At 66.2% G+C, this 18,959-nt stretch carries 12 protein-coding genes and 1 pseudogene; 7 read left to right on the top strand and 6 right to left on the bottom strand.

The annotated features are described in order from the left end of the window. Window positions 1–75: 75 nt before the first annotated feature. Entirely contained in the window at window positions 76–2,160 is a 2,085-nt protein-coding gene (gene ligA, locus ACWCQ1_RS41180; RefSeq protein WP_451028754.1) for an NAD-dependent DNA ligase LigA, read from the bottom strand. A 63-nt stretch (window positions 2,161–2,223) separates the two neighbouring features. Beyond that, window positions 2,224–2,421, bottom strand: coding sequence for a hypothetical protein (locus ACWCQ1_RS41175; protein ID WP_451028753.1), 198 nt, complete (start codon window positions 2,419–2,421; stop codon window positions 2,224–2,226). A gap of 122 nt (window positions 2,422–2,543) precedes the next feature. Here ACWCQ1_RS41175 and ACWCQ1_RS41170 point away from each other — a divergent pair, with 122 nt between their 5' ends. Further along, complete coding sequence (locus ACWCQ1_RS41170; protein ID WP_451028752.1) at window positions 2,544–5,147, top strand: hypothetical protein; 2,604 nt, start codon at window positions 2,544–2,546, stop codon at window positions 5,145–5,147. 204 nt (window positions 5,148–5,351) lie between these two features. After that, window positions 5,352–6,025 (top strand): annotated as a pseudogene (lexA, locus tag ACWCQ1_RS41165) (transcriptional repressor LexA). A gap of 143 nt (window positions 6,026–6,168) precedes the next feature. Here the strand turns inward: lexA and ACWCQ1_RS41160 are convergent. The 3 genes from ACWCQ1_RS41160 to ACWCQ1_RS41150 form a co-directional block, all read right to left on the bottom strand. Next, the gene (locus ACWCQ1_RS41160; RefSeq protein ID WP_451028751.1) at window positions 6,169–7,449 is read right to left on the bottom strand and encodes a hypothetical protein; all 1,281 of its coding nucleotides are present in this window, start codon (window positions 7,447–7,449) and stop codon (window positions 6,169–6,171) included. Window positions 7,450–7,503: 54 nt separating this feature from the next. Continuing rightward, window positions 7,504–7,752: a hypothetical protein gene (locus ACWCQ1_RS41155; RefSeq protein WP_451028750.1), complete on the bottom strand. Its 249-nt coding sequence runs from the start codon at window positions 7,750–7,752 to the stop codon at window positions 7,504–7,506. 158 nt (window positions 7,753–7,910) lie between these two features. Next, window positions 7,911–8,510 (bottom strand): cytochrome P450, encoded by a 600-nt coding sequence (locus ACWCQ1_RS41150; protein ID WP_451028749.1) that lies wholly within the window; start codon window positions 8,508–8,510, stop codon window positions 7,911–7,913. 1,350 nt (window positions 8,511–9,860) lie between these two features. On the opposite strand from ACWCQ1_RS41150, the gene ACWCQ1_RS41145 reads away from it, so the two are divergent. Together ACWCQ1_RS41145 and ACWCQ1_RS41140 are read left to right on the top strand one after the other, a co-directional pair. Next, the gene (locus ACWCQ1_RS41145; RefSeq protein WP_451028748.1) at window positions 9,861–15,566 is read left to right on the top strand and encodes an RHS repeat-associated core domain-containing protein; all 5,706 of its coding nucleotides are present in this window, start codon (window positions 9,861–9,863) and stop codon (window positions 15,564–15,566) included. Further along, complete coding sequence (locus ACWCQ1_RS41140; protein ID WP_451028747.1) at window positions 15,563–16,123, top strand: hypothetical protein; 561 nt, start codon at window positions 15,563–15,565, stop codon at window positions 16,121–16,123. The genes ACWCQ1_RS41145 and ACWCQ1_RS41140 overlap by 4 nt, the downstream gene beginning before the upstream one ends. 264 nt (window positions 16,124–16,387) lie before the next feature. Here the strand turns inward: ACWCQ1_RS41140 and ACWCQ1_RS41135 are convergent, their stop codons facing one another. Beyond that, window positions 16,388–17,209, bottom strand: a complete 822-nt coding sequence (locus ACWCQ1_RS41135) for a S1 RNA-binding domain-containing protein (protein ID WP_451028746.1) — start codon at window positions 17,207–17,209, stop codon at window positions 16,388–16,390. 164 nt (window positions 17,210–17,373) lie between these two features. On the opposite strand from ACWCQ1_RS41135, the gene ACWCQ1_RS41130 reads away from it, so the two are divergent. From ACWCQ1_RS41130 to ACWCQ1_RS41120, 3 genes are all read left to right on the top strand, one after another. After that, window positions 17,374–17,637 carry a ribbon-helix-helix protein gene (locus tag ACWCQ1_RS41130; protein ID WP_451028745.1) on the top strand — a complete coding sequence of 88 codons (264 nt, stop codon included), beginning with the start codon at window positions 17,374–17,376 and terminating at the stop codon, window positions 17,635–17,637. After that, entirely contained in the window at window positions 17,634–18,011 is a 378-nt protein-coding gene (locus ACWCQ1_RS41125; protein WP_451028744.1) for a PIN domain-containing protein, read from the top strand. The genes ACWCQ1_RS41130 and ACWCQ1_RS41125 overlap by 4 nt, the downstream gene beginning before the upstream one ends. Before the next feature lie 487 nt (window positions 18,012–18,498). Further along, entirely contained in the window at window positions 18,499–18,771 is a 273-nt protein-coding gene (locus ACWCQ1_RS41120; RefSeq protein ID WP_451028743.1) for a DUF3761 domain-containing protein, read from the top strand. The last annotated feature ends 188 nt before the right edge of the window (window positions 18,772–18,959 follow it).

Here is an 18,959-nt window from a genome sequence, read left to right as displayed (position 1 = left end):
GTGCGCAGGCGTTCGTCCTCTTTGCAGTCGGCTGGTCGAGGCCACGCACGGCGCCGTACGACCCTGAGCAGATACCTAGTTCAGGTAGTCGGCGACCAGCGCAGCGAATTCGGCCGGGGCGGCCAGACGGATACCAAGATCCTCGGCCTTGGCCCGCTTGGACCCCGCACCCTCCCCGGCGACAACGAGCGTGGTCCTCTTCGACACGCTGGAGGAGGAACGGCCGCCAGCACGTTCGATGAGCTCGTTCATCTGGTTGCGGCTGAGATTCTCCAGGGGGCCGGTCATGGCACCGGTGACGACCACGGTCATCCCGGCCAGCGGCCCGCCTGCATGCTCGGCGTTGCCGTCGGCCTCGCCGGTGTCGCCGTCCGAGGTGGGCGGTGTCGCGCCGGGTTCGGTCATGTTCACCCCGGCGGCGGCGAGTTTGTCGATGAGCGGGGCGAGTTCGGCGAGCTCGGCCACGATCGACGGGGCCTTCTCCGTGCCGATGCCCTCGACCTGCTGCATCGCTTCCGCGTCGGCAGCACGGATGTGGTCCATGGTGGCGAAATGCCGGGCGATGCGGCGGGACATGGACCGGCCGGTGCCGCGCACCCCGAGCGCGCACAGCACCCGCGACAGCGGCTGCGCCTTGGCCGCGGCGATGGCGGCCAGCAGGTTGTCGGTGCTGGTCTCACCCATCCGCTCCAGGCCGAGGAGCTGGTCGCGGGTGAGGGCGAACAGGTCGGCGAGATCGGCCACGAGGCCGGCGCCGACGAGCTGGACGATGCGGGTGTGCCCGAGGCCTTCGATGTCGAGCTGGTCGCGGCCGGCCGCGTAGGACAGGGCAGCCACCAGGTGACAGCTGCGGCCCTGCTCGCACCGCCAGCGCTGCTCGCTGGTGTCGATGGCGGAACCGCAGCGCGGGCACACCTCGGGGAAGACGATGGGTTGTTCGTCGCCGGTGCGCAGGTGGGCGACCGGGGCTTCGATGCGGGGGATGACATCCCCGGCCCGGTGGACCATGACGTGATCGCCCAGGCGCAGGTCGCGGCGGGTGATGTCGGCCGGATTGTGCAAGGTGGCATAGGTGACGGTGACGCCGTCGATCTCGACCGGCTCCAGGACCGCGCGCGGGGCGATGATGCCGGTGCGGCCGACGTTCCACTCCACATCGAGCAGCCGGGTGATCTTCTCGACGGCCGGCAGCTTGTAGGCGATCGCCCACCGCGGCGCGCGGCTCCCGGTTCCTGCCGCCTGCTGGTCGGCGGCCAGGTCGGCCTTGATGACGATCCCGTCGATCCCGAACGGCAACTCCGCCCGCGCCGCGGCGATCTCCTCAACCCTGGCCAGTACCTGCTCGACGGTGTCGGCGGTGATGCCGGGCACCGCGGTCCCAGCGGTGGTGTTGATCCCGTACGCGGCGGCCTGCACCATGAGGTCGCTGTGGGCGAGCTCGCCCAGCCGCGCGGCGAGCTCGTTCTCAGTGTCGGGCAGGGGAAGCAGGCCGTAGCCGAAGAACGTCATCGGCACGGTGTAGGCGCGCTCCTTGGCGCGCAGGGTGCCCGCCGCGGCGCCGCGCGGGTTGGCGAACGGCTGCCCGCCGTGCGTGGTGCGCACCTCGTTGCCGTGCTCGAACTGCGCGGTCGTCATCAGGACTTCGCCGCGAACCTCGACGGTGACCGGCTCGGCGAGTTGGTCGGGCAGGCCCTCGATGGTGCCGATCGCGTGCGAGACGTCCTCCCCGGCCGTCCCGTCCCCGCGGGTGATCAGCTGTCTCAGGCGGCCGCCCGTGTAGCGGGCGGCGACCGCGAGACCGTCCAGCTTCGGCTCGACGCTGAACCGCTCGACCTCGTGTCCGATCCTCCGCGTGAGGGAGGCTGTCCAGGCGGTGAACTCCTCCGCCGAGAACACGTTGTCCAGACTCAGCATCGCCACCGTGTGCGGGACATCGCCCTCCACGGCGCCGCCGGCGACCTTCCCCGTCGGAGAGTCTGGCAGCACCTGGTCAGGGTGATCGGCCTCCCACGCGGCGATGCCGCGTACCAGCCGGTCGTACGCGTCATCGTCCAGCACGGACGTGCCGCCCGTGTAGTAGGCGGCGGACGCCTTCACCGCGTCCTCGACCGCCTGCGCGTAGGCGGCGGAATCCGTGATCACAGCTGCAGGTGTTGTCATGCCCGTCATCCTGCACGCCGCCACTGACAATGCCCGATGCCGCGCACGGCGGGCGCATGAGGGTCATGTCAAGAGGGTGGCGAAGACGCTGGCCAGAGCGGCGGCGAGGGTGAGGACCGCGGCGAAGGCGGTGGCGGCGCGGGTGATGGCGGCAGGGTAGGTGGCGCCATCCATGCGCGCGAGTTTGCCCGCGCCGGCGGCAGCCAGCAGTGCGACGACGATCACGAGTGCGGTGGTGAGGAGGACGACAGCGACGTTCACGGCAGACTCCCGTCAAGCGGTGGGGTGTTGACGTGGACGAAGCTCGCCGAAGTGGTGTTCGCCGGGGTTCGCCGCGACGAAGATGAACACCGGCGAACACTTCACGGCCCGGGGGCGAGCACGTGCACGACGAGGACAGCGGCCGCAATGAGGCCCTCACCGAACTGCGCAGGAGGCTGGAAGCCGGACTGGCCCGCATCCGGCTGAACAAGACGGAACTCGCTGGCCGGGCGAGGCTGGGGCGCACGACAGTGTCGGAGGCGTTCCAGGCCGACGGGCCAGTGCCCTCACGCCAGACGGTGGCGGCACTGGCCGGCGCGCTGAAACTGCCAGTTGAAGACCTGCTGGAGCTGCAGCGAGTCGCTGCCGGTGGCGGCAAGAACAAACCGCTGGGGCTGGGCCGGCCGATCGGGCAGTGGGATCCGCACGCGTTGGAGGTCCATCCAGCCGGTATCGCCCAAGACGGCTCCGACTCGCCGGTGCAGCACATGCTGCCCGGCTATGTGGTCCGCGAGCACGACCGGATCCTCGCGGAGGCTGTGCAAGAGGTCCAGCAGGGCGACAGCCGGATGCTGGCTTTGGTGGGTGAGTCGTCGACGGGCAAGACGCGGGCGTGCTGGGAAGCCGTGCAGCCCCTCGCTGGCACGGAGTGGCGACTGTGGCATCCCTTCGATCCCACGCGGGCGGAGGCCGCATTGGAGGACCTGCACCGTGTCGGCCCACGGACGGTGGTGTGGCTGAATGAAGCCCAGCACTACCTCGGTCACCCGACGGCCGGTGAGCGGATCGCAGCGGCCGTGCACCACCTGCTGACCAGCCCGCAACGGGGGCCGGTCCTCGTGCTGTGCACACTCTGGCCCGACTACGTCAAGCAGTACACCGCCCTGCCGGCAGTCGGCACCCAGGACCCACACAGCCGGGTGCGGGAACTACTGGCCGGACGCACCGTGAACGTCCCCAATGCCTTCGACGCTCGAGCCCTGACCGCGGCGACCGTCTTGGCCGAGGACGGTGACCGGCTGCTGGCCGACGCCCTCAGCCGAGCCCACACTGACGGACGCCTGACACAGGACCTTGCCGGAGGCCCCGCACTCCTGAACCGATACCACGCCGGAAGCCCGGCAGCCAGAGCACTCCTGGAAGCGGCAATGGACGCCCGCCGCCTCGGCGTCGGCCTGCACCTGCCGCAGGCCTTCCTCACCGACGCCGCCACCGATTACCTCAATCAAATCGACTACGACCAGCTCGCCGACGACTGGGCCGAAGCCGCCTACGCCGAACTCGCCGAACTCGTCCATGGCAAACAAGCCCCCTTGCGGCGCACCAGCCCCCGATCCCTGCGCCGCCCGCCCACTCCCCCCACAGCTGCGGCTCCGCCGTCGCCACGGTCTGCGGGGCCGGTGTTCCGACTCGCCGACTACCTCGAACAACACGGCCGCACCACCCGCGCACAGCTGTGCCCGCCCTCCTCCTTCTGGTACGCCGCCCACCAACATCTCACCCACCCAGATGACCTGGACAATCTCACCTATGCAGCCAGAAGCCGACACCGCCTGCAATGGGCGCACCACCTTCAAGTGCGCGCCGCCGATCATGGCAGCACCTCCGCCCTCTACGACCTGGCTGTGCGGCGGGAGGAGGCCGGGGATCGGGAGGGCGCCGATACCCTGGCACGGCAGGCCATCGACTACGGCGACGCTCAGCCCATGTACCGCCTCGCCAGGCTGCGGGAGGAGGCCGGGGAGCAGGAGAGCGCCATGTCCCTCTACCGGCAAGCCGCCGACAATGGGGACGCCGAGGCCCTGTACCGTCTGGTCGAGTTGCAAGAGGACGCCGGGGACCGGGAAGGCGCCGAAACCCTGGCACGGCAGGCCGCCGACCACGGCAAGGCCGCCCTCTACCGCATAGCCAAGAGACGAGAGAGATCCGGGGACAGGGAAGGCGCCGAGAGTCTATATCGGCAGGCTGCCAACATCGACGCCAGTACCGGCCCGGCTCGGCAGGAAGAAGACGCTGGGGACCGCGAGAGCATCCAGGTCCTGGGCCGGCATGAAGCCGACAACCACACCACCCGGGCCCTGTACCGCCTGGCACTGCGGCGGGAAAGGGCCGGGGACCGGGAAGGCGCCGAAACCCTGGCACAGCAGGCCGCCAAGCACGGCGACACCAACGCCCTGGACCGTCTGGCACTGCGGCGGGAGAAGGCCGGGGACCGGGAAGGCGCCGAAACCCTGGCACAGCAGGCCGCCAAGCACGGCGACACCAACGCCCTGGACCGACTCGTCGTGCGGCGAGAGAGGGTCGGGGATCAGGAAGGCGCCGAAACCCTGGCCCGGCAGGCGATCGACTACGGCGTCGCGCAGCCCCTGTACCGTCTGGCACTGCTACGGGAGGAGGCTGGGGACCGGGAGAGCGCCGAAACCCTGGCACAGCACGCCGCCGATCACGGCAGCACCTCCGCCCTGCACAGCCTGGCACTGCTACGGGAACAGGCCGGCGACCGGGAAGGCGCCGAAACCCTGGCACAGCAGGCCATCCACTACGGCGACGCCCAGCCCATGTACCACCTCGCCAGGCTGCGGGAGGAGGCCGGGGACCGGGAGAGCGCCGAAACCCTGGCACAGCACGCCGCCAACAACGGCAGGTACGACATCACCGAGGTGTTGAAGAGACTGTGGCCGTACGGCCTGGACCCGGACGGTACGCCGACACCCCGATGGCAATGATCCACCGCTCACGGCCAGGACAGCGAGTCCGGCGTTGGGGCACCGGAGGCGGACACAGGAACCTGTTCTGCGATGCGCGGGCATTCACTCTTCGCTGCGGCAGGCCACCCGTTGCAGGACGCGCACCGAATACCGGTTATCCCGGATACAGAAATTCGACAAGGTGTTCCATTTATGGGAGGTGGCGGGTTAGGGTCGTTCCGAATGATCTTGCGCGGAGGTGTCCGGATGGAGAACAACGTGCCTGTCCGCCGGGGCCGACCGCCGGGCCCTCGGACCGCGGAGGGAGAGCTGACGAGCCGCCAGACAGCCATCGTCCGCTTCATCACGGAAACCGTCGACCGGCAGGGCTACCCCCCGTCCATGAGGGAGATTGGCCAAGCCGTCGACCTCGCCAGCACGTCCTCGGTCGCCCACCAGCTGATGGCCCTCGAGCGCAAGGGCGTCCTCTACCGCGACCCGCACACCCCCGCGCCTACCAGGTGAGGCCCTCGTGGGCACCCGACCTGGGAAACAGGGGCGAGACGCCGGTTGATGTACCGCTCGTTGGACGGATCGCGGCCGGTATGGTCGAAGACGTCTACTCGATGCCTCGGAAAGTTGTGGGGGACGGTGACCTGTTCGCCTTGACTGTGGTCGGCGGCTCCATGATCGACGCGGCGATCTGTGACGGCGACATCGTCACCGTACGCAGGATGGACAGCGCCGACCACGGCGACATCGTCGCCGCACTCCTGGACGACGAGGCCACCGTGAAAGTGCTGCGCCGGCAGGACGGCCAGGTGTGGTTGATGCCCCGCAACCCTGCCTACGACCCGATTCCCGGCGACGAAGCCCACATTCTCGGCAAGGTCGTCGGTGTCATGCGCCTTCTCTGATCCTAAGGGAAGAAACCTCTGCACGTCGCTCTGAGGGCGCGGCCACCAGCGTTGCGGTGATGGATTCGTTCGGTGATCAGCTCATCGAATTCGATGGGAAGTAGACCATCGTAGGGGCAGGAATCCGCGATGGCAAATTTTCTTCACATCTGTTGTCGGGCTTGCTCTGCGATGGTTGCTGCCTGTGAACCGGCGACGAAGCCAACGGTGGCGATGAGCACCCTGGGATCGGTTGTCTCCCCCCAGTCCTCCACTGCAACGGTGCCTGCGGGGTGGCGATTGCTGTCGCTCACAAGACGTCCAGTAGGCCCGCCTGGTTCGCCCAGGGCTTCGCCGCCGTCTTCAACATCTCCCACGAGAATGCGGCCGAGTTCGGCGGGATCGATGCCTTCGCCGAAGCCGTTGCCGCCGTTGCGGTTACCGCCGAGCCCGGGACGGAAGGGGCTGCCGAATCCGTCGCCAAAAACGGACTGTGACTTTCCGAAACCAATGGAGGGAGGGCCTTCGTCTGTGCCGTCGCCCGATGGCATTTCTCCGCCTGTCTCCCCACTTTCACCACCTCCCGGTCCGCCACTTTCATCACCGCTGGTTCCGGTGCCGTCGCTTCCGCTGGTTCCGGTGCTGTCGCTTCCACTGCTTCCGCCCTCGGGGCTGGACGACACTGGATTTCCATCTTTGTCGATATCACCTGACTCAACGGATACTTCACCGTCGGAATCCTTAGAGACGGTTGTAATCGTGGCCCCGCCGTCCGCATGCCAGGTCACGGTAGTCATCGATTCGTTACCGTTCCCGTCGGCGACACCAGATCTCTCAAAATCTTCGCCTGCGGAATTGATACCTGTCGTATCAGAAACGCTCAGACCGGTGGCATTGTCCTTGGCCTCGATCGTCTGAAACCCAGTTCCCCCTGCTGGCGTGAACTCGCCAGCTGCCGACACTGTGACAGTTGTTCCCGCGCCTGCGGGTGATTTGGAGATTTGACTGAAGGCGCCACTGCCATCCGACCTGATGGTCTGGTCCGACGCCAAAGTACTCCCGGCCGGGTCGCTACCATTCATCGTGATGTGCACTGTCCTGTCACTTTGAACTTCGACTCGAATATCAATCTTACTGGAACCGACCTGAACCGTCCCGGTGGTTGTCGTCGAACTTGGACCGGGTGAATCGTCAGATGCAGCCACTACCATGCCGCCAGGGAGGAATTGACTCTTCGTGGTACGACGTAGGTCCATATCAGCGTCGAACGCTGACGCCATAAGAGTCCCATCGGATGCACATTCGAAACGGATCGTCTCCTCGATCTCTCCAAGGCGATCAACTCGGACGAATTCTCCGGATTCAGCCGTGTTCCAAATGGCACGAGCGCTGTGGCCGCCGCTGAATGCCCAAGAAGTGGCGCGTTCGAAATTACCGTCAGCCAAGCGAAGGCTATCTTCTCGTACCGTGCCAGAAGGGTACGCGGTTACGGATCGCCCTCACGCCGACTCGGTACTGCCGGAAAATGCGACGGTTCGTGAGGCTGACTCCGGTGAGAAATCGATTGGACCGGTGACACACTCTTTCCAGTATTCGCCTTGCACTTGAACGATCCGCGCCCGCGATTGCGACCCTTCAATCATCGTGAAATTTCCGCTTTCACGGTCGATTACGGAGATCGCGTAGCTACCATCGTGAAATCGCTTCACTCGGATTGGCGTCGGATCCTGCGCTGTGCGGCTGGTCATTGTTCATCCACCTCAATACACGAGTTACACACTCACTATTTAGTGCGACCCGACGCTCGGTCCGATCGCCGACTTCCTGCCAGTCACCACCTCAGACGCCATGGGACTCGTTTGAATGTTGCCTGTCGTTGCGGCCATACGAGGTACTGGGTTGCCGTTCATTGTGTCCTTATAGACGCCATCCACATTCCGAGCGTGATTGTTTGGCTCGAGGTCTGGGCGCGTGAACTCCGGTCGCTGGCGACAGAGATGGGTGTGGTTTGGCCGCTCGTCTCACTCGTGGAGGTGGCTGGTGGCGTCGGTGCTCCGTGTGCTGAAGGCTCGGGAGACGCTCGTTGCGGCGGAGCTGACGCTTCAGCGTCTGGCCCAGGCTCGTGAGACGGTGGCCGAGGTGCTGGGCCGGCGCCGTCAGACTGCCGTGCGAAAGCCGGTGTACGCGGCTGGTGTTTCGAGGATGGGGACGGCCATCGTGCCGTAGGTGGCGATGGCGGCCGCACGGCCGCGGATGCGGGCGGTGGCGAGGACGAGAGTCGGGTCGCTCTTGGCGTGCGCAGGGACGGGAACCGGGCGAACAACTGCTGCAGGCCGATGCGGGCCTCGATGCGGGCGAGTTCGGCGCCGACGCACAGGTGGGCGCCGTAGCCGAACGCCAGATGCTGCGGGGCGGTGCGGCGGGTGACGTCGAAGGGCGCAGGGCGGCGGCCTCGCCCTGGATGTCGGAGCCGGTGGCATCGAGGCGGTAGGGGCAGCGTAGGCACGGCCGCGGGGCCACGCCGGCAGCCTGCCGCTCACGGCTGGGCTGCGGCCAGCCGTACAGTCTCGGGTCTCACGAACGGGGTTGCCGCCCACACCTGCTCTTGGCGGACCTGACCCTGCTCGGAGACGATCGCCGCCAGGCCCTGGTGACCCGGCTGCCCAGCAGCGCCGACCCGGCGGCCGCGGGAACGGTCCAGATAGTGGCGGCCATCCGCTGGCCAGGACGCGTCGCCCGCCGCAACTCCCTCTGGGCTTCCCGAGGCCGCCCGACATGGTTGAGGACGAAGTTGCGATCACGGCTTCGAACTCGTCGTCAGCGAACGGCAGGCGGGGCAGAGCGGCGAGCCATACGGCAGCTTCCGGAGCTGCCAGCGCGGGCCTGGGAGACCATGCCGCGTTCGGCGTCCACCGCCGCCACCTTCATCCGACAGGCAGTACCTCTGACGGAATAGCCCGGATTGTCATCAGATTCCATCATGATCTTGTAATGGTCTCTCGGCCTTTCATTGGCACCCCCTTGGTCATCCGCTGGAAGACCACCCAATTTGATCACGGAGCGTTACACCCGACGGGCCGTTTCAGGCCAAGCGGATCACGAAGGGTGACTTGCTGACGATATATCAGATCAGCAGGACCTGCGCGGCTTTGATGGTTTTTAGAGCCAGCCGTCGGACCGGTGAGGGGATGGCATGATCACGCAGCTTGTATGTGCGACATAAGGATCTTGCGCACGTCTTCGGCGGTGAAAGGGAATCGAAATGAGATCGCGCAGACGCGCGGGGCGACTGAGACCCCCGCATGGGAGTAGTGGCATAGCGGTGGTGGTGACCGGTGCCATGGTCTCAACGCTGCTGGGGGCCACTGTCGGTGCTTCGACGGCCGAGGCCGCACCCAGAACTCACAAGAAGGTACAACCGGTGGCTTCACGGCCGGACGCACTGGCGGCACTGATGGCGGCGAAGGCCCAGCACTCGCCGGTAGAGGTGTTGAACGACCGCACGGACGCGTCACAGACCTTCGCCAACCCCAACGGGACATTCAGCTACAAGGTGTCGGCGCAGCCACGCTGGGTCAAACGCGACGGCAGATGGGCTGCGCTGGACGCCCGGTTGGAGCGAACGCAGTCCGGCGCGGTCGTTCCGGTCCGGGCGGAGTCGCCTCTGACGCTTTCCGGCGGCGGCGAGGGTCCACTGGCAACGATGACGGTAGATGGCCGGAAGCTGTCGCTGTCGTGGCCTTTCGTACTCCCGAAGCCGGTGCTCTCGGGTGACACCGCGACCTACCCGAACGTACTGCCTAACGGGGTGGACCTGCGGGTTGCGGTCACAGTTGCAGGCGGCGTCGAAGAGACCTTGGTCGTCAAGAACGCGAAGGCGGCAGCTGATCCGCAACTCGCCACCCTCGCGCTGAACACTGTGAACGGCGCGGGGACATCGCTGTCGCAGGATGCCGGCGGCAACCTCAAGATGAAGGACAAGCACGGCCGGGAGCTGGTCACTTCGCCAGCGCCGCTGATGTGGGACTCCGCCACCGACGCAGCCACGACCACGCCCGCAAGCGCCGGCTCTGGTCAGCGAAGCGCTCACACGCAGAGCGACACGGTCTCGACTGTCTCGACGGCGGCAGCCCCCGGCTCCCGGGCGCACACCGGCCGAGTGAAGTCCGCGCTGAAGGGCCGACGCCTGACCTTTTCCCCTGACCCATCCGTGCTGAAGGGGGGTTCTACCGCCTACCCGGTCTACATCGACCCGGCGTTCACTCCGCACCCGGCCTCAGGTTCCACGCTGCACTACGACGAGGTGCAGCAGGCATATCCGACGGTCTCCAACTACGACACCGGCGGCAGCGGCGGCCTGGCGACGGGGAACCAGGGCTTCTCATCCCCGACAGGGATCGAACGCACCTTCTACAACTTGAGCGTTCCATCGGCGATCTACGGCGCGACCATCATTTCGGCAACGCTGAACTCCAAGGTCGTGTACGCGGCGGCGTCAGGGTCGAACTCGACCACTGTGAACGTGTTCTCGATGGCGTCGATCAGTTCCTCAACAACGTGGAACAACCAGCCGGCGAAGGCGACGGGTTCCACGAACCCGAACTACCCGAGCCCGAACGTGTCGAAGGCGTTCACCACGACAAGTTCCAGCCCGAACCTGTCGGTGGCCTTCGACCTGACGGCGGGGATGCAGACCATCGCCAACATCCACAACGACCATTGGACGCTGGGGCTGTACAACGCGACCGAGACCAACGATGTCGACTTCGTCCGGTTCTCGGACAACCCGACGTTCTCCATCACGTACAACAACCCGCCGGCCACCCCAACGAACCTGTCGATGACGCCGTCCGACCTCTCCGGCTCCACCACCTACACCTCGACGGGCACGCCGACGTTGTCGTCCTCGGCCACCGACGCCAACGGCGACACGGTGCAGCTCGCCTACCAGATCCTGGCTGGGTCCACGGTCAAGGCGTCCGGGACCACGGGCTTCGTCACCTCAGGCTCGGCCGCGACCTGGAAGCCGTCCACGGCGCTTTCCGACGGGGCCTACACCTGGCAGGTGCGGGCCTACGACGGCCAGAACTACTCGGCCTGGTCCACGGCCCAGGCCCTCACCATCGACACCACGACCCCCGCCGCACCCTCCGTCAACTGCACGGGCTACCCCAGCGGGCAGTGGACGGCTGCCATCAGCGGCGGAACCACCTGCGCGCTCAGCGACACCTCCAGCAATGTCGCCGGCTACGCCTGGAGCCTGGACGGCGGCACATCGACCTACGTCTCCGGCACCGCCCCCAGCATCCCGATCAACCCTGCGGCCGGCTATCACACCCTGTCGGTGCACGCCGTGAGCAAGGCCAACAAAAACGGCACCACCACGAACTACTCCTTCGGCGTCGGCAGCGCGGGCATGACCAGCCCCGCCGACCAGTCCGCCACCTCCACCACCCTGCCCCTGAAAGCCACCGCACCGCCGGGGGCCACCACGGTGACCTTCAAGTACCGGGTGGGCACCAGCGGCACGTTCACCACCATCCCCGCCTCTGCGGTCACCAACAACGGCACGACCATTTCCTCCTGGCCGATCAACACCACCGCCGAGACCAACGACGTCACCACGCCCACGCTGACCTGGAACCTGGCCCGGACCGTCAACGACGACGGCCTGCTCCAAGTTGAGGCAGTCTTCTCCGCCAGCGACGGCAGTACGACCCTCACCCCCGCGGTCAACGTCACCCTCGACCGCCTCGGCACCGGCACCGACTTCGGCACCACCCAAGCCGGTCCCGTCACCATCGGCCTGCAGTCCGGCAATGCCTCCGTGACCTCTACCGACGTCAGCATCGCCAGCTATGGCTCCGGCCTGTCCGTCGACCGCACCTTCAGCTCCCTCAAACCCGCTGCGACCAGCAGCGGCTTCGGACCCGGCTGGACCACCAGCCTGCCCGTCGCCGGAACCAGCGCCTCCTGGGCCTCGGTCACCGACAAGGGCACCTACGCCCTGCTCACCGGACACGACGGCTCGGAACTGACCTTCGCCGCCGGAACCGCGAGCAACGGCACCACCCCCTACACGGGCCAAGGCCCCGCCGCAGCCAGCGGCCTGACCCTGACGAAGGGCTCCGCCGGATTCACGCTCGCCGACACCACGGGCACCGTGGTCACCTTCATCGCCCCCACCGGCGGCACCAGCGCACTGTACCTGCCCGCAACGGTCAACCAGCCGGGCAGCGCCAAAGCGACCGGGTTCATCTACGACCCCAACAGCGGTGCCACGCAGGGCAAACTGATGCTCATGGTCGCCCCGAACGCGGCCAGCAGCCAGGCCGCCACCACCGCCTGCCCCTACCCGGCCACCAGCAGCAGCTGGGCAACCGGCTGCCGCGGGCTGCAGTTCACCTACGACAGCACCACCGGCAACATCTCGGAGATCGACTTCCTTACCTCCGACGGCACCACCCTGACCAAGACCGCGATCGCCAAGTACACCTACGACGCCTCCGGGCGCCTGTCCACCGAGTGGGACCCGCGCGTCAGCCCCGCCCTTGTGACCACCTACACCTATGACGAGAACAGCAGCGACGCCGACTACGGGCGCCTGACGCAGATCAGCCCCGCCCAGTCCGCCGCCGGCTCTCTTGCGCCCTGGGTGCTCGCCTACAACGACACCAGCAGCAGCGCGGACTACGGAAAGCTCGCCTCCGTCTCACGCACCCACAACAGCGCCAACGGCGGCGGCATCGCCAAAACCGCCATCGCCTACAGCGTGCCGCTGACCACCGCCGCAGGCGGTCCGGCCGACATGAACGCCTCCACCACCGCCGGCTGGGCGCAGACCGACACCCCTGTCTCCGCCGTCGCCGTCTTCCCGCCCGACCATGCCCCCCTCACCAACCCGCCCACGGACTGGACCTACGCCCAGATCCTCTACTACGACGCCCAGGGCCGGGAGGTGAACACCGCCACCTACAACAACGGCTGGAACATCACCACCACCGAATACGACCAGAACGGCAACACCGTCCGCGAGCTGACCGCCGCCAACCGCGCCACAGCCCTCGCAGCAGGCAGCACCTCGGCCGCCGTCGCCACCCAGCTCGACACCGAGAACCTCTACAGCAGCGACGGCACCGAACTGACCGACAGCTACGGACCCGCTCACCAGGCCAGTGCAGCAGGCAGCATCCAGACCATCCGCACCCATACCCATGACGTCTACGACCAAGGCGCCCCAAACAGCGACAAGGACGCCAACGGCAACCCCTACCAGCTCGTCACCAGCCAGACCATAAGCGCCAGCCTGGACACCTCCGTGCCGGGCAGCGACGACGTCGACAGCCGAACCACCAGCTCGCTCTACACCAAAGGCAGCGACAACGAGGGCTGGACCCTCCACACCCCCCTGCAGACCGTCACCGATCCCGGCACCGGCCACCTGAACATCACCAACACCGTCGCCTTCAACGAAGACTCCTCGCTGTACGGGGGCGAACCACTGCAGATCTCCAGCAGCCAGCCCAGCGACACCGCCCAGACCGGCACCGGCACCACCAAGACCATCTACTACACCGCCGGCACAAACAGTGCCGACGCCGCCTGCGGCAACCAGCCCACCTGGGCCGACCTCATCTGCAAGACCAAGCCCGCCGCCCAGCCGAACACTTCCGGCCTTGCAAGCCTTCCAACCACCACCTACACCTACAACACCTACCTGCAACCACTGACCACGACCGAGACCTACACCGCGGCGGACAGCACTACCTCCACCCGCACCACGACCACCGCCTACGACGCAGCCGGGCGCACGACCCGCAGCACCGTCTCCACGACGGGAAGCGGCATGGGAACCGCAGTGCCTCCGGCCAAGACCGTCTACAGCTCCACGACGGGCCTGCCCACCGACCTGCAGTCCCTGGACTCCTCCGGGAACGCAACGGCCGACCTGGCAACCGCCTACGACGACTTCGGCAACCCCAGCAGCTACACAGACGCGACGGGCAGAGTCACCAACTACACCTACGACCTGGCCGAACGCGTCGTCAGCCGGAACGACAGCGGTGACACCACAACCTACGCCTACAACGGCGGAAGCGTGCACGACGGCAGTCTCACCAGCGAAACGGACTCACTTGCCGGCACCTTCAGCGTCGGCTATGACCCGGACGGTAATCTCGTCACCCAGACCTATCCCGGCGGCACCACGGCGAACTACACCTTCGACGCGGCAGGCGCCGCATCCTCGTTGGCTTACACCAACAGCAACTGGTCCGGTTCATTGACGGATACCGTGCAAACCAACGCCGCCGGCGACTGGACCAACCGCTCCGTGCTGTCCACCACCAAGACCTACACCTTCGACGCCGCAGACCGACTGTCCGCCGTAGCCGACACACAGTCAGGCCAATGCACCACCCGTGCCTACGGCTATGACGCTGATTCCAATCGCACGCACCTGACGACGAGCGCTCCGAACACGGACGGCACCTGCCAGACCAGCACCAGCTCCACCGAAAACCACGCGTACGACGCGGCAGACCGGGTCACTGATGCAGGATTCACCTACGACACGCTCGGGGACATCACAACCACCCCGTCCGTCAACGCTGGGGGTTCTGGTGACCTGACTGCCACGTACTACGCCAACGGAATGCTCGCGAGCCAGACCCAGGCCGGCAGCACCAGCAGCTGGACGCTCGACCCGACGGGCACTCGCGTATCCACCACGGCCGTCACCGGCAGCGGCATCACCCTCACCAACGACTTCGCAAACCAATCCGACAAACCGGATCTGATCACCGCGTCCAACGGCGCCTGGACACGCAACGTGCTGGGACCGGACGATCATCTGGTAGCCACCGTCACAGCCTCCGGCGTCTCACTGCAACTGATGGATCTGCACGGCGATCTCATGGCCACAGAGGACCTTGCCAGCAACTCCATCACCTCCACCGACACCTACACCGAATTCGGACTGGTGGAAGCCGGCACGACGCCCTCATACGGATGGGCGGCCAGCGCTCAGCGCGAGAGCGCCGGCCAAGCCGGTCAGATCCTCATGGGCGTGCGCGGCTACAACCCCTACCTGGGCCGCTTCGACCAACACGACCCCGTCCCCGGAGGCAGTGCGAACGCCTACGACTTCGCTGACCAAAACCCCGTCAACAACAGCGACATCTCCGGGCATTTCACCTTCCCGCACGGCCACTCCACGTGCGGCTACATCACCTGCACCTTCTATCTGAGCCACTGGGGAAGCAACCATCTGTACAATCTGATGGCCGACTGGGGCTGGACCACCGCGGCGGTAGGCGCAGCGATCGGCACCCTACTGGGACTGGCCTTGTGCGACGGAAATCCCTACTGCGCAGCGGCCATCGGCATCTACTTCGCCGTCATGACGTCAGCCATCATCGACGCGGCGGACCGTGCACACAATCACCACATATGCTTCGCGATGAAAACCACGTTGCCGTCGTACCACTGGATCGCGCAGCGCTGGGTGACGTTCTACACCCCGCTCTATCCCGAAGCGGTCGGAGGAAGAAATTGCTGGTGACCAGAGAAGACGAGGGGGAGAGAAGCGCGGCGATGTTCGCAATCGCCATGCTGGCCGCGCAGTTCGCGTTCTTCTTCCTCTGCCTGGCTGTCCTTCTGTTCCTTGAAGGGGTGTTCTTCTACCCCGCTTCTCAGGCTGGAGCACACGCTCTGGAAAGAGCCCCGATCGGAGCAGCCGCCATCGCCGCAGTGATCACCGGAGCGCACCTCATACGACTACGCCGGACGCGCGGGATCACAGCAGCCTCGCTGCGGTCAATACACCGCCTCACGTTCAACTCAGCCGATGCCACCGAACACGGTGATCACGCCGCCGAAGCCATCCGGTCCGTGCCCGGTGTACGAGAACTGAGGCCCAGCGGCCCCGACTGCTGGGAAGTCGACCTGGGTGCACGTGCTAGATGGTTGGCCCGCATCACTGTCAGCTTCAACCGGGAGGAAATCACTCTTGAAGCCGCACCACGGCATCCGCTGCTCTTCCCAGGTAACCCCCTCCGGATGAAAAAGATCGCTCCACTGATCTCCAGCATCCAAGCCAGCATGTCGCAGCGATACTGAACAACTCGTTCGCCCTCGAGCCGGAGACTGCTCGAGGGCGAACGAACGATAGTGGCACACCCAAGGACCGGGCCCAGTTCAGACCCGGCCCTGGTCGACCATCCAGGCAAACATCCGCTCTGCAAGCGGCCCCGCCGCCTGACTGGTCGCTTCAACGTCGATGATCCGCTCGAAGAAGTCACCCATCGCAAGCCCCTCGCAGGTCGCGAGTACGCCCCAGTGCTGGCAGGCTTCCCGCCACCCTGCCAGCTTGGAACCAGTTCGCTAGGTTCTGTCCGCTGCACCAGCGGCGCCCAGCCGCACCCGGTGACGCTGGAGATCGACCTCGGCGACCTTCACAATGATCAGCTCGCCTTCATTGACAAGCTGATCCGGAGTCTCGACCGGCTCGTCGGTCAGCTCATAGAGATGAAGGAAGCCCACAACGTCGGGAGCAAGCTGCACGAACACACCAAAAGGAACGATCTTGGTGACCGGCCCGGTGAGAACCCGGCCGACCTGATCCGCGAACCGAATGAGTGGATCTTCCTGCAGAGCCTTCAAGGAGAGCGTGACCTGTCCGGAGCGCGTCTCCGCAATGATCACCTCAGCGGTGATCCGCTGGCCGGCTTCGACTGCCTCGGAGGGGTGGTTGATCCAGCCCCACGTCAGGTCCGGCACCCGGATGAAGCCGGTGCACAGGCCGTCCGGTTCGCCATCGACATGAACGAAGACCCCGAAGTTGTGAACCTCGGAGACCGTCCCGGTGACGACCTGCCCTCGTTCGAACGCGAGGAGGAAGGCCCGCAAGGCCGGAATCTCGCACGCCCTGGCAGAAAGGTGAAGCTGACCCTCGCGCCAGCGCCCAATCTCTTCGGCATTGATCTCCTGGCCGACTTCAAACACCTCGGATGGATGCTCCATCCGACGCATCGACGCTTCCTGCCGAGGAATCCGACCGATCTCAGTCCCCCCTCCTTCGGCATCTACGAGCTGCACCAGGACGTCCGCTCCGTCGAACCCGGTGACCTTCACCGTTCTCACAGCCCCCGGCCGAAGACAGTTGATCAGGGACTGCATGCGAGGGTCGGGCGCCGGCGCGGGCATGGAGCTGAGCCTAGTACTCCAGCCGGACTTCTGTATTTCTCCTGGTCAACGGCTTGGCGGTGGGGAGTGGAGCGGGAGTTGGGCAGGGCTGGGGCGGCGTGCCCAGTCACCCTCCCGCAGCGGTCGCACCACCTCTCCTCTCTACTCGCGGTAGAATGCTTTTCATGGGAGAGCAGGACACCAGCATCAAGACCACCAAGGACGTCCGCGACCGCCTCAAGGTCCTGGCAAGCGAACGCGGCACGACCATGAACGACCTCCTGGCCGAACTGGTGGGCCGCGAACTCACCGAGGAAGAAAAGGAACAACGCGCCCAACAGGCCCTGGACGAAGTCCGACAGGCGACCGGCGTGACCGTCTCCGACGAGGCACGCAACCGGGCCCGCGCATTCCTGCAGAACCTCGGTCAGGAGCACCACGCCGCGTGATCCGTGTCCTGCTCGACCACACCTGCATCCGCGCGCTCGCCGAGGGCGACGAATTCCTCAACGGCCTCTACATCGAAGCCAGCTACGGCTATGCCGAGATAGTGATCCCCGTACTGTCCGCCACAGCCGCCGAGCGCGAGAAACCCGGCGCCGGCCAGCACATCCTCAACCGCCGCTTCACCACCACCACCGACTTCACCCAGGTACACGCCCTGGTCGCCGGAGCCTGGCCACAGGCCGACTGGCGAATCCTGCACCCCGCAGCCGCCGTCCTCGTAGACCAGCAGAATGGTGACGACACCACGCTGCTCTCTCTGGCCCCCCGCCTGTACACCGGCACAGGGGTAAGCCCCCTCAACCCGCTCGAGCCGTAACCGCAGGAACGAAGAACGGAGCCAGCCATTCCCGCAATACGGGGAGCAGGCCGCGGGCTCCGAGACGGCCTAGGCAGCGCCAGGATAATCCCCGCTGATGCGAGGAGCGTGACGGCCCAGAGCCGGATGTAGGCAGGCTTCCCGAGCCCTGCCACCTGCCACGCGGTCAGCTGGATCACGTTGTGCTCGCCGTAGCCGTCGCCGGCTGCTTCGGCGAACCGGGATGGCGGCCTGCTGCATTGAGGCGCCGCGCGGGAGCCGTTCTCCGGGGGCCAGGTCCTCGGGGATGGCTGTGTCGTGGGCGGCTTGGCGGTGCAGGGCGGCGGCGAGGTCTCGGTGCGGCGCCCAGGGCACCATCGACCCGCAGGGGCGCGTGCGTACCACTTCGATGCCCGTGGAGTGCTGCATGCATTCGCCCGATACCAGCCGGTAAGTCACAAGAGCGGCGATAAGATCCGCTGCACTTGCTTGATCTAAAAGGGGGATTTTGTTGCGTCCACGTCTTGCTGCTTCAGCCGTTGCTGTTGCTCTCGCGGGAGTCTTGTTCAGCGCGCCAGCCGCGTCGGCGGCGACGTTGCCGTCCACCAACACCGCGCACCACTGTGTCCATCACACCACCGGGGTGTGCGGCTGGACGCATCACCAGAAGCCAGTGGACAAGTACGAGACGGCGAAGTGCAAGGACGCCAGCGTGTCCTACTCGCGGCACTCGCAGGGCACCTGCTCCCGCCACCGCGGCGTCCGCTACTGGTTCAAGTAGTCGGTCCAACTGACGTCACCAGTAACTGGCGAAGCATCAGGGGCCGCCGGCAAACAGACCGTTCTCAGAGCGGACTGATCATCACCGACTTCGGGGTGTGTCAACTTAACGGCTGATCTTGGTTGTTGAGTTATCGCTGGTTGGTGGGGGTCAGGCGGCCGTCGAAGGCGATCTGGAAGGCGTTGAGG

The organism is Streptomyces sp. NPDC002144 (assembly GCF_053593695.1).
Note: the sequence above shows the minus strand (reverse complement) of the source record. Positions and strands in the feature narration are given on the sequence as shown.

Coding starts and splice junctions, on each gene's coding strand:
- ACWCQ1_RS41130 (WP_451028745.1), top strand. CDS start 17,374: ATGGGAGAGCAGGACACCAGCATCAAGACCACCAAGGACGTCCGCGAC.
- ligA (WP_451028754.1), bottom strand. CDS start 2,160: ATGACAACACCTGCAGCTGTGATCACGGATTCCGCCGCCTACGCGCAG.
- ACWCQ1_RS41155 (WP_451028750.1), bottom strand. CDS start 7,752: ATGACCAGCCGCACAGCGCAGGATCCGACGCCAATCCGAGTGAAGCGA.
- ACWCQ1_RS41135 (WP_451028746.1), bottom strand. CDS start 17,209: ATGCCCGCGCCGGCGCCCGACCCTCGCATGCAGTCCCTGATCAACTGT.